This is a genomic window from uncultured Roseobacter sp. (genome assembly GCF_947501835.1).
In the GTDB taxonomy this organism is placed as follows: Bacteria; Pseudomonadota; Alphaproteobacteria; order Rhodobacterales; family Rhodobacteraceae; genus Roseobacter.
Genome location: NZ_CANMXR010000003.1, coordinates 76,643 through 91,119, shown reverse-complemented (window position 1 = coordinate 91,119; position 14,477 = coordinate 76,643). Strand labels below are relative to the sequence as shown.

The 14,477-nt window shown below is 58.5% G+C and carries 15 protein-coding genes; 11 read left to right on the top strand and 4 right to left on the bottom strand.

Translation table 11 applies throughout. From position 1 onward, the window contains the following. Positions 1–55: 55 nt before the first annotated feature. Both Q1A20_RS07200 and Q1A20_RS07195 read left to right on the top strand, forming a co-directional pair. Complete coding sequence (locus tag Q1A20_RS07200) at positions 56–1,063, top strand: sterol desaturase family protein (protein WP_299402553.1); 1,008 nt, start codon at positions 56–58, stop codon at positions 1,061–1,063. Continuing rightward, positions 1,060–2,175 carry an acyltransferase gene (locus Q1A20_RS07195; protein WP_299916590.1) on the top strand — a complete coding sequence of 372 codons (1,116 nt, stop codon included), beginning with the start codon at positions 1,060–1,062 and terminating at the stop codon, positions 2,173–2,175. The genes Q1A20_RS07200 and Q1A20_RS07195 overlap by 4 nt, the downstream gene beginning before the upstream one ends. Here Q1A20_RS07195 and Q1A20_RS07190 read toward each other — a convergent pair. Further along, complete coding sequence (locus tag Q1A20_RS07190; protein WP_367180875.1) at positions 2,141–4,342, bottom strand: mechanosensitive ion channel family protein; 2,202 nt, start codon at positions 4,340–4,342, stop codon at positions 2,141–2,143. The two genes, Q1A20_RS07195 and Q1A20_RS07190, sit on opposite strands and share 35 nt — an antisense overlap. A gap of 429 nt (positions 4,343–4,771) precedes the next feature. On the opposite strand from Q1A20_RS07190, the gene Q1A20_RS07185 reads away from it, so the two are divergent. The 9 genes from Q1A20_RS07185 to Q1A20_RS07145 all read left to right on the top strand — a co-directional run bounded on the left by Q1A20_RS07185 (position 4,772) and on the right by Q1A20_RS07145 (position 11,729). Continuing rightward, on the top strand, positions 4,772–5,995 hold the full coding sequence (locus Q1A20_RS07185) for a glycosyltransferase (RefSeq protein WP_299916586.1): 1,224 nt from the start codon (positions 4,772–4,774) through the stop codon (positions 5,993–5,995). Beyond that, positions 5,992–7,239: a glycosyltransferase family 4 protein gene (locus Q1A20_RS07180; RefSeq protein ID WP_299916584.1), complete on the top strand. Its 1,248-nt coding sequence runs from the start codon at positions 5,992–5,994 to the stop codon at positions 7,237–7,239. Before Q1A20_RS07185 ends, Q1A20_RS07180 begins: the two co-directional genes overlap by 4 nt. Continuing rightward, positions 7,236–8,309: a glycosyltransferase family 4 protein gene (locus tag Q1A20_RS07175; RefSeq protein WP_299916582.1), complete on the top strand. Its 1,074-nt coding sequence runs from the start codon at positions 7,236–7,238 to the stop codon at positions 8,307–8,309. Before Q1A20_RS07180 ends, Q1A20_RS07175 begins: the two co-directional genes overlap by 4 nt. After that, a complete protein-coding gene (locus Q1A20_RS07170) occupies positions 8,306–8,890 on the top strand; it encodes a histidine phosphatase family protein (RefSeq protein ID WP_299916580.1) in 585 nt (194 codons plus the stop codon). The genes Q1A20_RS07175 and Q1A20_RS07170 overlap by 4 nt, the downstream gene beginning before the upstream one ends. Then, positions 8,887–10,026: a glycosyltransferase gene (locus Q1A20_RS07165; protein ID WP_299916578.1), complete on the top strand. Its 1,140-nt coding sequence runs from the start codon at positions 8,887–8,889 to the stop codon at positions 10,024–10,026. Before Q1A20_RS07170 ends, Q1A20_RS07165 begins: the two co-directional genes overlap by 4 nt. Next, the gene (locus Q1A20_RS07160; RefSeq protein ID WP_299916576.1) at positions 10,023–10,784 is read left to right on the top strand and encodes a polysaccharide deacetylase family protein; all 762 of its coding nucleotides are present in this window, start codon (positions 10,023–10,025) and stop codon (positions 10,782–10,784) included. Before Q1A20_RS07165 ends, Q1A20_RS07160 begins: the two co-directional genes overlap by 4 nt. Beyond that, complete coding sequence (locus Q1A20_RS07155; RefSeq protein ID WP_299916574.1) at positions 10,781–11,260, top strand: class I SAM-dependent methyltransferase; 480 nt, start codon at positions 10,781–10,783, stop codon at positions 11,258–11,260. Before Q1A20_RS07160 ends, Q1A20_RS07155 begins: the two co-directional genes overlap by 4 nt. 118 nt (positions 11,261–11,378) lie before the next feature. Then, positions 11,379–11,507 (top strand): entericidin A/B family lipoprotein, encoded by a 129-nt coding sequence (locus Q1A20_RS07150; RefSeq protein ID WP_298974271.1) that lies wholly within the window; start codon positions 11,379–11,381, stop codon positions 11,505–11,507. Positions 11,508–11,612: 105 nt separating this feature from the next. Continuing rightward, complete coding sequence (locus tag Q1A20_RS07145; protein WP_298974273.1) at positions 11,613–11,729, top strand: entericidin A/B family lipoprotein; 117 nt, start codon at positions 11,613–11,615, stop codon at positions 11,727–11,729. A gap of 105 nt (positions 11,730–11,834) precedes the next feature. Here the strand turns inward: Q1A20_RS07145 and Q1A20_RS07140 are convergent, their stop codons facing one another. From Q1A20_RS07140 to Q1A20_RS07130, 3 genes are all read right to left on the bottom strand, one after another. Next, entirely contained in the window at positions 11,835–12,149 is a 315-nt protein-coding gene (locus tag Q1A20_RS07140) for a TraR/DksA family transcriptional regulator (RefSeq protein WP_299916572.1), read from the bottom strand. 143 nt (positions 12,150–12,292) lie between these two features. Next, positions 12,293–12,472 (bottom strand): CTP synthetase, encoded by a 180-nt coding sequence (locus Q1A20_RS07135; protein ID WP_299402532.1) that lies wholly within the window; start codon positions 12,470–12,472, stop codon positions 12,293–12,295. A 796-nt stretch (positions 12,473–13,268) separates the two neighbouring features. Continuing rightward, a complete protein-coding gene (locus tag Q1A20_RS07130; protein ID WP_299916570.1) occupies positions 13,269–14,351 on the bottom strand; it encodes a hypothetical protein in 1,083 nt (360 codons plus the stop codon). Between the last annotated feature and the right edge of the window lie 126 nt (positions 14,352–14,477).

Here is a 14,477-nt window from a genome sequence, read left to right as displayed (position 1 = left end):
CAAATACCAGATTTCACATTCAGTCTGACGCGACGAACACGCGTGAGGAATATAAATGGATGTGATGTTTGCTCTGTTGGAGCGGTTCACCAGCTTTCTGTTCAACTGGGAATCCCGCCTCGCGGTGATTTATCTCTGCGCGACAGTGGTGCTGGTTTACGTACTCTGGATCCTGCGCGGCCGATCTGGCAGTTTTACCGCCTACCTGCTGCCGAAAGAAACCTATCTGCACAAATCCAATCTGGTTGATATCAAGATTTTCCTGTTCAACAGCCTTCTGTCGGTCGCGGGCATTTTCACCATGCTCACATTCACGCCGGCGATGACAATCTTCCTACTCGACGCGCTGCTCACTGCAAGCGGGTCCCAAAGACCTGATGCAGCTGCGCCCATCGCCTGGACAACCACCCTCATCGCAACGGTCATCATGATCCTAACGATGGACTTCTGTGTCTATTGGATCCATCGCATTCACCACGAGGTGCAAAGCCTCTGGCCCTATCACGCGGTGCATCACTCTGCCGAAGTGATGACGCCGTTGACGGTAAATCGCAAACACCCGATGTACATCCTGTTCGGCATTCTGTTTCGCGGCTTTGTCATCGGCACGGTCCAGGCTCTGATGCTTTTCCTGGTAGTGGGCAAGGTCAACGTCCTGACCATTGGCAGCGTGAATGCGGGGTATTTCCTGTTCAACGCGCTGGGATCCAACCTGCGCCACAGCCACATCTGGCTCAGCTACGGGCGTGTGCTGGAGCATATCTTCATTTCACCCGCGCAACACCACATTCACCACTCCATCGAACGCAAACACTACAACAAGAACTACGGCGAGGTTTTTGCCTTTTGGGACTGGATGTTCGGTACGCTCTATGTTCCGGCGAGCTATGAAAACATCAATTACGGCCTCTCGGACGAAGAGGGGAACCGCATTGAGCAACCGCATCCTACCCTGCGCGCCGCCCTGTTACATCCTTTTGTCGAAAGCTGGGAGGCGCTGTGGAAAGGCACCTCGCGCGATCCAGACCTGACGCCCGACGCGGATCAGACGGCACTGCAATGAACCGCGGTCTTTCCCTTTGGCTCGACGTTCTGCGGGTGGCCGCAACGCTTGTGGTCGTCTTGTCGCATATCGCCTATGCCCGTTTCACGCGCGGTGATTATCAGTTCATGCGCGATCTCAATCTGGGCAGCGATGCTGTCATCGTTTTCTTCGTGATTTCGGGATTTGTGATCGCTTACGCCGCCGAACGCGACAAGCATCTGCCGACCTATACCTTCAACCGCGGCACGCGGCTGCTGTCGGTTCTGCTTCCTGCTCTACTGTTGACCTTTGTTTTTGACCAGATGGGGCAGAGCATTGACCCTGGTGCCTATCCGGCTGGGTATTACGGGGCCTTGCCGCTTTGGGAGATGCTGCTGCGCGGGCTGAGCTTTTCCAACGAATGGGGCGCATTTGAGCGCGTGCGTCTGGGCACCAACGGGCCGCTTTGGTCACTGAGTTACGAGGCCGCCTATTACATCCTCTTTGGTGTCGCATTCTTCCTGTCAGGCGCGCGCCGGGTGATCATCCTGCTGGGCTTGGTCGTGCTCTTCGGTCCGTGGGTTTTGCTGTTGATGCCTGCATGGCTGATGGGCGTCTGGCTCTGGCGCAAACTGGCCGCCGGTGGCGCGGGCCTGCTCACGTCAACGACGGCGCGCATGATGGCATGGGGTGCACCCGTGCTCTACGCGGTCTGCTTGTGGATCGGCGTGCCCGACATGCTCGCACATCTGACTGCCGAGGCCATGGCCCCCGCCCGCTACCGGCATGTGCTGGCCTTCTCCGACGAATTTATCTGGAATGCGCTGATAGGTGTTTTCACGACCATGCATATCTTCGGTATGGCCCGCCTTTTGCAAAACCAAACGCAGGACAACCGCGCCGTGCGCTGGTGGGCCGGTGCGAGCTTCTCCATTTATGTGACTCATTATCCTGCGTTGCACCTGATCGACGCTGTGTTTCCGGCGGAAACGCTGGCGCGAGACGCCCTTTTTGTGGTCGGATCCATCGGCATAGGCCTGATCTTTGCCCAGATCTTCGAAAGGCGGATCGCGGGGCTGCGCAGCTGCATCCGTGCGCTCATCGGGCATTGGGGCCCTAGCGGTCGTCGCCCGCGTCCTCACCATCCATAAGCTCCTCTTCCATGGAAGCCTGCGCCGCCGCCGAGATGGATTTCTTATCCTCTTCGGACAGGTCCTCGACCTTGCCATCCTTCAGCCGCACGGTGACCTCTTTATGCGCGAACTGGATGCCCTCGCGCTCGAAAAGGATGCGGATTTCTTCGTAGACCCGCTTGCGCACCAACCATTGATCGCCGGGTTTGGTCATGAATTTGACCCGAATGATCATCGCTGAATCCTGCATTTCGATGACACCCTGAGACTTCAGCGGCTGGATGAAATTCTCGCCAATCACCGGATCGTCCAATAGTTCGACCCCCAGCTTCTTGATCAGCTTGCGCACCTTCTCCACATCGGTGTCATAGGTCACGCGCAGGGGCAGTTTCATGATCACCCAGTCGCGCGAATAATTCGTCATGACCTGAATTTCGCCAAAGGGGATGGTATGCAATGCCCCCAGGTGATGGCGCAGTTGGAAAGACCGAACCGAGATTTTTTCCACCGTGCCTTTAACGCCACCAATGTCCAGATACTCACCTTTGCGAAAAGCATCGTCAAAGAGGAAGAACCCGCCCGAGAAGATGTCGCGTACCAGCGCCTGAGACCCAAAGCCCACAGCCACACCGACCACACCGGCACCGGCAAAAAGCGGGCCAACGTTCACGCCCATTTCCAGCAGAATGATGAGGCTGATCGTGACCAGCACCACGATCAGGATGAAATTGCGGAACAGCGGCAGCAGCGTCGCCAGGCGGCTGGCACCGGTCCCACCGCCATCGCCGCCCATGTCCTCCTCTGTCACGTCTCCCTGCTCTTCGAGGATCTTGTTGTCGATCCAGATGCGAAAGGTGTGATAGACGATATAGCCGATGAATATGATCACCATAATGTCGAGAAGCTGGGCGGCGTAGCTTTCCACCATCTGGGCCGAATTATTGTCCCAGATGTAGAAAAACGCATAGACCCCGGCGACAAACGCCAGAATACCCGCCACACGCCGCGCCAGCGCTTCGAAGGAATTCAACGCATGCCGCGGACGCAGCGGCATTGGCGCCTCTTCCATCGGGATGTCGTCCGGGGTGACCCCATCTGCCGCGCCTGCTTCGTTCAATTCGCGCAAGGCCCGGGCGCGTTGAAAGCTGCGTTCGATCATGAAATTGATCACGCCATAGACCACGATAATGGACATCAGGATGATATACGCCCCGGCGATCAGCGGGATCGACGACGGGTGCCCCAGCACCAGATCATAGGTCAGTTCGAGCCACGCAAAGATCACGTAGAGGATGACCACCGGGGCCCAGATCGTTGTCATGAACTTCACAGCCCAGCTGACCTGGGTCACGGATTTACCGTTCCGCATCGCGTTGGAAATGGCGGCGCGGTTCACCAGCACCATAACGATATTCAGCAACACCACGATGGCCGACATCAGCGAAGACAGGAAGGCGTAGACGTCGTAATTCAGGCCCAGCTCACCAATCCAGACACCAAACAGAATGGCCGTGATATCAAAGGTGCCCAGCACCCAGAGCCAGGTGTGAAGCCGTTTGGCATCCCGGTTGCTCATCACAGGCACCCGGTATTGTTCAAGGTAGGGGGATAGCACCATGCGCCACAGGTTCGCGACCAGACGGCACATGAAATAGGCGGTATTGATCACGCTGACGGTGAACTGCATCGCCTTGTCTTCCAGCGGGCCAAAGATCAGCGCCCCAAGGACATAGGCCACCAGCATGGACACCAGAATGCCGATGACGCCCATGAAAAACCGGAAGACGAGAAAGGGCATCTTCTCGGCGTATCCCACCGGGTTTTCCCGAATGCGGGAGACCACGAAATTCCTGACAATCCTCTTGCCATAGACCTGGCTCTCGAAAACCATCCCCACAGCGAAAAGCAGCAGCGAGACAATCAGCGCATAGGCAAAAGCCCAGATCGTGCCATCCGGGCTGGTGGCGCGCAGGATGTAGATCACCTCGTTGAAGGCATTGGGCAAATCCAGGATGCGATCCACCAGCGCCGTGCGGAATCGCACCACCGTGTCCTGCGCCTTCATCAGGCGCGATCCTTCGACGCCTTCGGCCGGGGCATCCTCGACCTCGGCGGCTGTGCTCAGAATCTCGCCGTCATTGTTGATGACGACCACACCAACACCATTCTCCGACGCTTGACGCATGATCTCCGAAATTTGATCGCTGCTTTCGCTGCTCGACGAATTCGCACCGGGCAGGAGAGAGCCCAAACCCTGTGCATCTGTATCTGTGGGAGAAATCGAACAAAAGAGCGCCAAAAAGCAGAGAAGAATGGCAAAAAAGCGCACGCGCATAAAGAAAGTCCGGGCAATGTTAATTTGGTGTTTGACGGTAGGGGAGCGCATGACCCATTGCAATTGCACATCAGCGCAATATCTCGCGATCACTGGTGTTTTGCACATAATTCGCTTTTGTGCCAAATATGCAGTGAAAACGGGGCAAAGCGCCCCTCACCCGACCCAAGGACCGGCCGATGCGCCTGAATTATTTGCTTTGCACCGCGGCTGGTGTTCCCAAATTCCCCACGACAGGTATACGCTCCCCTGGCTCTGACAGGCGGGACATCCGGTAACATGAACGTGCATCATCAAGCCGGGTCAACGGCCCAACCGGAAAGTGCCGCGGAGCCCGAGCGGTCGCTGCGTGTCATGCTTTACAGCCATGACACCTTTGGTCTGGGGCATCTGCGGCGCTCACGTGCGCTGGCGTCGGCACTGACGGCGGCAGACCCGAAAGCCTCTGCCATCATTCTGACCGGATCCCCGGTTGCCGGGCGCTTCACCTTTCCGGAGCGGGTTGACCACATGCGGCTGCCGGGCGTTACGAAGCTGCCCGACGGGACCTATGTGAGCCAGACCCTGGGCCTGGACATCGATGATACGACCAACCTGCGCTCGGGCCTGATCCAAACGGCGGTGGAGCAGTATGAACCGGACCTGCTGATCGTCGATAAAGAACCCACAGGGTTTCGCGGGGAATTGCTGCCGACACTGGAATGGCTTGAGGGGCGCGATCAGACCCGCTGTGTTCTGGGCCTGCGCGATGTGCTCGACGCGCCCTCGGTGCTGGCGGCTGAATGGGATCGCAAGGGTGCGGTCGCAGCAACCGAACGGTTCTATGATCAGATATGGGTCTATGGGCCTCGCTCGGTTTATGACCCGACAGAGGGGTTGCAGCTGTCGGAGGCCACGCGGGCGCGGATTTTCTGGACCGGGTATTTGCGCCGCGAAGTGATTGATGCCGCAGATACCCCGGACACCCCCTATGTCTTGATCACACCCGGCGGCGGCGGCGACGGTCAGGCAATGGTCAGCCTTGTCCTCGAAGCTTACGAAAAAGACCCGACCTTGAAACCCGACGCGGTACTGGTCTATGGCCCCTTCCTGTCCGGCGAGGTCCGCGAGGCTTTTGAAGCCCGCGTTGCGAAGTTGAATGGCCGGGTGACGGCGGTCGGGTTCGACGCCAAGATCGAGGCGCTTTTTGCCGGGGCCGAAGGCGTTGTATGCATGGGGGGCTACAACACGTTTTGCGAAGTCCTGTCATTCGATAAACGGGCTGTGATCGTGCCGCGGACGATCCCACGGCTAGAACAGTGGATCAGAGCATCGCGCGCCGAAGAGCTTGGCCTTGTCCGAATGCTGGACGAAGAGCGCGACGGGATGACGCCAGAGACGATGATCGCATTCATCCGCGGGTTACCGTCCCAGAGAAAACCATCGCACGCCGGTGCGAACGGATTGCTGGATGGTTTGGATGTCGTCGTGGCACGCGCCGCACAATTGATGGCGGATAAATGACATCAAACCGCGCGCGCCTGGGCGTGATCGTTAAAGGATGGCCGCGCCTGTCAGAGACATTCATCGCCCAGGAGCTTGTGGCGCTGGAGGAGGCTGGCCTGACTTTCGAGATCTGGTCGTTGCGCCATCCCACGGATCACAAAACCCATCCGCTGCATGATCGGCTGCGCGCGCCGGTGCATTATCTGCCGGAATACCTGAAAGATGAACCGCTGCGGGTGCTCAAGGGGTTTTTCAGCGCGCTCGCCCGCCCCGGTTTCGCCGCCGCCTGGCGCGCCATTCGTGCAGATTATCCGCGCGACCGCACGCCAAATCGTTTGCGCCGGTTCGGGCAGGCCTGTGTCCTCGCGCGCGAACTGCCGCCGGAAACGCGCGGGCTCTATGCACATTTCTTGCATACCCCGTCTTCCGTCGCCCGCTACGCGGCGATACTCACCGGCGTGCCGTGGTCATTCTCGGCCCATGCCAAGGACATCTGGACCTCGCCAGAATGGGAGTTGCGCGAAAAGCTCTCCGCAGAAAGCCATGGCGCCACCTTTGGCGCCACCTGCACCAGTTTTGGGGCGGCGTATTTAAAAGACCTCACTGACACGCCCGACCGGGTGGATCTGGTCTATCACGGGCTTGATCTGGCGCGGTTTCCAGCCCCCCCGCTGCGAAAGCCACGGCGCCCGGGTGATCCGATCAAATTGATGTCCGTCGGGCGTCTTGTCGAAAAGAAGGGGTTTGACCGGCTTATCCAAGCCTTCGGTCTGCTGCCTGCATCGGTTGACTGGCACTGGACCCATATCGGTGGCGGCGCCTTGAAAGATGAGTTGCAGGCGCTGGCGCGGACGCAGGGCGTTGCCGAGCGGATCACCTGGCATGGCCCCAGCGATCAACCGGAAGTCATCGAGGAGATGCGCGCGGCGGACCTCTTTGTGCTGCCCAGCCGGATCGCTTCCAATGGTGATCGCGACGGGCTGCCCAATGTTCTGATGGAAGCGGCCAGCCAGAAGCTGCCCATTCTATCGACCCCGGTCTCCGCCATCCCGGAATTCATCGATACCGGGACCCATGGCATTCTGACCGATGATGCCCCTCCAAGCCTTGCCGACCAGATCGAATTGATTGCCGCCAGTCCGGAGAACGCCCAAAAAATGGCGGACGCGGCCTATGACAGGCTGGTATCCGCCTTCCAGATGCACCCGGGCATTGCGCAGCTGAAAGCGCGACTGACGCAGATGTTGAGCGGCGGGCCATGACCAAAGTTGCCTTCTATGCGCCGATGAAACCGCCGACCCATCCGGTGCCCTCGGGAGATCGTGCGATGGGCCGCGCCATCCTCGCTGCGCTCAGATACGGCGGGATAGAGGCTGAACTGGTCTCAAAACTGCAGACACGCGACAAGGACGGCAATGCTGACACCCAAGCGCGGCTGCTGGCGCTGGCAGAGGCGGAAGCAACACGGTTGATCGCGCAAGGGCGCTATACGGATTGGCAGGTATGGATCACCTATCACTGCTATTACAAAGCCCCTGATCTCGTCGGCCCGACGGTGGCGGCGGCGTTGAACCTGCCATATTTCCAGATCGAGGCCACACGGGCACGCAAGCGGTTGAACGGACCGTGGTCCACCTTTGCCCAGGCGGCAGAAGCGGCCAGCGATGCAGCGGATGTGATTTTCCACCTGACCGCCAGAGACGCAGAATCCCTTTATGCCTATGCGCCTGCACACCAGCGGATCGTTCACCTACCGCCTTTCCTGCCGCGCAACGATTTACCCCCCGCCAGCTCCGGCGATGGCCCAATGCTCAGCGTCGGCATGCTGCGCCATGGCGACAAATTCGCGTCCTACGAGCTTATCGCCGACACGCTGACCCTTCTCAAAACGCCCGACTGGCGTCTGGTGATCGCGGGTGACGGGCCAGCGCTCAATGCCGTCGCCTCCATCATGCAACCCTTCGGAGATCGGGTAGAGTTGCGCGGATCGCTGGACGACGCGGCATTGGGGGAGGCTTACGGGCAGGCCAGCCTGCTGTTTTGGCCCGGTGTCAACGAAGCCTTCGGCATGACCTACCTCGAAGCACAGGCCGCAGGGCTGCCCGTCGTCGCGCAGGACAGACCGGGTGTGATTGACGTTCTGGCGCCGCACCAGCATCCAACGCCCGCAGGCGGGCCGGAGGCATTGGCGCAGGAAATTGATTTGCTCCTCGGTGATTGCGCGGAACGCGCGCGGCGCGGACAGGCCGCACGCGACTATCTTGCGACCCACCATCTGCTCGGGGCTGCAAGCAAGACACTCTGCGATGCCATCACCGGGGCAATTGCATGATACGTCTCGCATTGATCCGCCACGGCCACACCGCCTGGAACCGGCAGGGCCGCATTCAGGGACGCACCGATGTGCCGCTGGATGCAGAAGCCGAAGCGCAACTTGCCAGACTGACATTGCCGGATGACTGGCGCGCAGCGATGCTTTGGTCGAGCCCTTTGCAACGTGCAACGCGCACGGCAACCCTGCTGGCGGGCAGGCCCCCCAAGACCGACCCCGCGTTGACAGAGATGGATTGGGGCGATTGGGAGGGTCAGGAGGGCGCAGTCCTGCGCGCCGATCCCTCGTCCGGATACCGGGACATAGAGGATTGGGGGTGGGATTTCCGCCCCCCAAAGGGTGAAACCCCCGCAGAGCTGCGCGCGCGCCTTCTGCCCTGGGCGCAGGACCTGCGTGAGGACGCAGTAGCGGTCTGCCATATCGGCATCATGCGCGTTCTGATGGCCCTGGCCACGGGCTGGAATTTCAAAGGTCCCGCCCCCTTCCAGATCAAGCGCAACAGGCTGTTCGTAATCACGATCTCCGATGATATCTGGACCACTGCAGATACCCCCATCAAACTAAGGGAACGCGCGTCATGAAGATCATGATCGCCGTGACACATCTTTTGGGCACGGGTCATCTGACCCGCGCGCTTACGCTTGCGCGGGCCTTCGCGGCAGAAGGACATGCCAGCACGGTTGTGACCGGCGGGATGCCTGCGCCCCAGCTGGACAGCACGAATGTGTCCCTTGTCCAACTGCCGCCACTGCGGTCGGACGGGGTGAACTTCACGCGGCTCCTGAACGCCGAGGGGCTGGATGCCGGTGAAGAGGTAATGCAGGCCCGGATGCAGGCGTTAGAAACGACGCTGCACGACCTCAGGCCCGACGTTCTGATCACGGAGCTCTTTCCCTTCGGACGTCGGGTGCTGCGTGCGGAATTCTTGCATCTGCTCACCTGCGCCGCGACACAGCTCAAGCGGCCGCTGATCTGCGCTTCGGTCCGAGATATCCTCGCACCCCCTTCCAAACCCGAAAAGGCCCATGCCACCGAAAACATCATCACCTCCCACTACGATGCAGTGCTGGTGCATTCGGATCGGGCGATAACACCGTTGGACATCAGCTGGCCGGTGACCGAAACGCTGGAGGATTACCTGCACTATACCGGATTTGTGGCCCCGCCCGCGCCGACCCCGCATCCGCAACACCTGGGATCGGGAGAGGTCCTGGTCAGTGCGGGCGGCGGCGATGTCGGCACAGATCTCTTCGCAGTGGCTATTAACGCTGCACGCCGCGATCCGGCACGGTCCTGGCGGTTGCTGATCGGGGGGGCAAATGCCCAGAATAGGGTAGCGGCGCTGCAGGTCGGTGCCCCCACAAACGTCGTCATTGAACCCGCCCGGCCCGACTTCAGACACATGCTGCACCACGCGGCGGCATCCATTTCGATGGCAGGCTACAACACCGCGCTTGATCTTCTGCAAACCGGCACACCAGCTGTCTTTGTCCCCTTCGATGCCGGTGGCGAAGTCGAGCAGAGCCTGCGCGCCAAAGCATTGGCAGCGCTGCCCGGCATATCCGTGCTCCCTACGGCGCAGTTGAGCGGCGACGCGCTCTTGCACCATCTGGCGCAGGTGATGACCGCACCCCAAAGACCGCCGCAAACCAACGCACTAGACGGCGCGCGCAAGACCGTTGAAATCGTCGAAACCCTCGTGAGCACCCGCCGATGAGCATCGACTGGTCCCCTCTGCACGCGGAGCTGGCCCTTTGGCGCGCGGAACAGATGGTCCTGCCCCTGTGGTGGCGGGATGATGATGCGATTGCTGCAACCTCCAAACTGGACCGTTTGGCGCAGCTGTCTGACGATCTTTCGCTGCCTGTGCATCTGGCCGTCATCCCCGCCCACGCGGAGGCGTCACTCGCCACCATGGTCACGACGCATCCCAATCTCATCCCAACGGTGCATGGCTGGGCGCATGAAAACAGGGCGCCCAGCGGGTCAAAGAAAGCTGAGTTTGGCCATCCGCGCGTTGGTGCCAACGACGAACTTCGGAGAGCTCTAAGCACCTTGCGCGACCTTTTCGGGTCAAGCCTGGTGCCTGCCTTTGTTGCCCCATGGAACCGTCTGCATCCCTCCTTCATGCAAAATCTGTCCGATCTGGGCTATGCGGCGGTCTCCACGTTTCTGCCCCGACACTCGGCGTATCCCGCGCCGGGATTGCTGGCCGTCAACACACATATCGACCCGATTGATTGGCGGGGCACACGTGGCTTGCTGGACCCTGATCGCATCATCGCGGGCACCATCGCCCAGCTTCAGGCCCGACGCCGAGGGGATGTCGACCGGACAGAGCCATTTGGCTACCTCACACACCACCTCGTGCACACCCCCGATGTCTGGACATTCTCACGCACCTTTCTGAGCGAAATGCTCAACGGCGGTGCGACGTGCAAACTACTGACCGAAGCCATAAAGGAGACGAAATGAGCCGATTGGAATCCATGCGCAGGCGATTGTCCGCACAGATCGATGGCCTGAACTGGGCGGCGGAACTGATCGCGGACATGCCCGGCGATGTTCTGGAATTGGGGCTCGGGAACGGGCGGACCTTCGATCACCTGCGCGAGTGCATGCCTGATCGTCGGATCTGGGTGATCGACCGGGTGCTGAAACCGCATCCGTCCTGTATTCCGCCAGAGGAGGATTTCCTGTTGGGTGAGGCCGACGACATGTTGATGGAACTGGCCAGCCGCGGTGCCAAGATGGTTTTGGCCCACTATGATTTTGGATTTGGCGTCAAGGAACTGGACGTCGAAGAGGGCGCGCGCCTCTCACCCTTCATCGCCCCCCTGATGCATCCTGGCGGCCTGATCGTGAGCCAACAACCTCTGATCGGGTTCACCCAGATCACAGGCCCGGACACCATTGATCCGGAACGCTATCTCTTTTACCGCGCCCCGTAATATCCCGCGCGGCTTGCAGGAATAGGTCGTTTGGAAAAGAGGTGCAAAGCGTCCTAATCTCGGGAACTCTTTGCACTGTCAGCGCGTTCTCCTGGTGGAACTGGAAAGGAAAAAAAACATGCTTAGAATTGCTACGTTGTGCGCTGCCCTGATCGCTCTTGCTGCTTGTGAAACCACAAAGGGTGCGGGAGAGGACATTCAGGACCTTGGTGAGGCGATTGAAGGGGCCGCAACCAACCCGACCTGATCGCTCAAATGCATCTCGCTGGTGGGAGAATGCCGTTTTTTGCGTGAAGTCAGGTCCTGAATCGGGTTATCCTGCTCTGGACAATCTTCAACAAAGGACCATCCGATGATCAGACTTGCTTTTGCACTCGCTGCCGTTCTGGCTTTGACCGCATGCGAAACCACCAAGGGCCTTGGGCGCGACGTCCAGAATGCGGGCGAAGCGCTGGATCAGGCCATCTGATCGGGGCGTCCCACGATGCTATGGGCCGCGGTGCACCGCGCCCACCCCTAACCCGGCCCAATATGCGGCCGGGTTTTTTCGTGAACCCTCTATGTTATCACCTGATCACGCGGTGCAGGATCTGCAAAACGGGGTCGCCGGCACCAGAACAAGCCGCGCATCGCTGATCTCCTCGCCACAGGTGACGCAGACGCCATAGGTGCCTTTTTCAATCCGGTCCAAAGCGGCATCGATGCTTCTCAGCTCCGCTTGATCCGCCAATCCCATGGCCTCCAGAACATCATCACCCTGCCGCTCCGAAGAACGGTCTTCCCAGTCTTTCGACGGCGACTCGTCAAGCTGGTGCTCAATCCATTGCATCATGCTTGCGAGCTCTTCACGACGGGCCAGCAAAATCTTTTTCTGCGCAGTGATATTCATGACGGCGCTCCCATTCGGCGCAGGCAGGGTGGCACACTCCCAGCCGCGCCGCATTGATTTGGGTCAAGCTGGCGAGCATGGCGATGGCGCGCGCTGTCTCACCGCCCGCAATTCGCCCGAGACCGACCGCCAAGCGCTCCGAACTACTGGCCGATTTTCCGCGCCACCAGATACGACGCGGGCAGGGCCAGCACCGCACCCGCCGCCGCCGCGATCACGATCGGCAGCACATCCGTCATACCCGCGCTGAGCACGGCAATAACGCCGCTTCCGGCCAGGGTGGCGGCAATGAAGCAATACAGGATGGCAGTGAGGCGGAACATTTTCAGGGCCCTTTGTCAGGCGCACGCAGGCGCGGTTTCAGTCTGCGCACAACCTATGCCCGGGCGGCAGAAAACGCCTTGATTTGGGTCAATCTCAGAATGGGTTTGAACGATGTGCGACGCGCCGCCGCAATAGCGAAAGGCGTCAGGGGATCGGACCGAAATCCTTTCCATGCCTTGCGGCACATCCTGACGCCTTCTTGAACCTATCATCCCCCCAGAGGGCGATATATATGGCCCAGCTTGCATAAGAGCGTTACCCCTCTCAGCCGAGACGCCTGGTCCAAAAACCAACCATCCCCCGCTCAACCCTGCCGAAACCTATCGTCCGTCCTGATCCTTGCGGACCCGTCAGGTAAGATCTGCCTCTGCTTATCCAGACCCTCGCCACGGCTCTTTCGAGCCCACACGATCCGGCCTGTATCCTCCTGATGTTCTGCGATCCGGACCTGACCCCGAGGAGCCTATCCCGTTCCGCGTTCCACCCTGAGGGGCTTTTGCGTCCACTCCTTCGTTCGAAGAACTCCGTTGCGGTGATTTAAAGGTGCACCCAAAGGTTGAGTCGCGCAACAGAAAAATGACGGTTTCGCGAAATTTCTTGTGGATAAGCTGTTGATTTATTTGGTATTTCTATTGTGGGTAACTTGGGGATAAGCGCGAAATATCGTTTAAGTCAGGCGGCTTGCCGCGCTGCGGAAAGTCTGTGGATTGGGATGGATCTGCGCGGGTTATTTTTTGTGAAGAACAAAGATCCAGCGGCCCCTTTTCGTCGAGAACGGACGGAACCCGACAGATACTAAGCTTTAGCTTGACTTCCACCCTGTCGATTGACGGTTTTGTACTTTTCGTGATGTCTCTTCTGGATGCTCTCCGCCATTTCTCGACCTGTATCTGAACAAACCATACGCACGATTTCCTCTTCAAAGACGACATCCAAAAAAGCACTATTTCCGACGTTCAAAGAGGCACCCACATCGCTTCTGGAAAACGTATAGATTAGTCGAGGAACGAACTTTTCGAAGTCCGAGTTAACAACTGCGTCATGCGGAATATCCAAAATGCGAGGAACAAAAAAGTCCAATGCCTCGTATTGGTTCGTTTCCTCTAACGCAATAACCTTGAAAATGTGTGTTCCAAAGCTGCTAGGCATAAAAAAAATTGACTGTGCCAACCCGACGCTGAGTGCCTCGCTCGAGGCGTCCTGGACGATAAGGCTGTCGAGCCTCCAACTTATACGACAAAATCCATTGGGCCGATTTGGCTCGAACATCTCGTAACCAGCTCCAAAACGCATGTCGATGTGTTCTGGGTCTTCCCATTCGCTCCTGAAAAGTATTTCGATCCAATTGTATACCATCGCCAACATTGGTTGGTACTCGTGATCAGGGCCAGAATAAGGTGCCGGCTCATTGTGAGCTTCCCAGACCAATGCATCAGCACCACTGCCAGCAACGATCACTTTAAACTCTGGATACTCCAAAATTCGGCAGTTCCAATTCTTCGAAGAACTAGTACCTTCTTTGTTGTGGCAATGAATGACGCTGATTTTTTCAGAAATGTTGTTCTGGATAATTGCATTGATTTCGGAAAAAGAGCTTGGCTTCTCTCTTGCGATCTGGATGCAAATAACCTTTGCAGCCAGTGCGCTTCCGGCAAACAAGATTAGCGAGTTCTCCCAGATGAATGATTTTTGTGTAATCGCTGCTTCATAATTTCTTTGTTGCGGTAAAGAATTTATTGACAAAGGCAGCACCACCGGGCTTGCTCGTTCAGCTGGTGTGCTGCTCGCTAGCATGTCCGAAATGGCAACTAGATTGTTATCTGAGATTGCTACAGCGATCAGCGTCATGCTTTTAAAAATAGCACAGCGAATGCCCATTTGACATGCTTATCAAATCACCAATAAACGGTGGCGTTGCGGCAGTTTTGTTCGCGTTTGCTGAAATCGTATACTGATCGCAACCAAGTGGATCCGCTAGTTGTCTGCGACAACCGCTGCCACCCA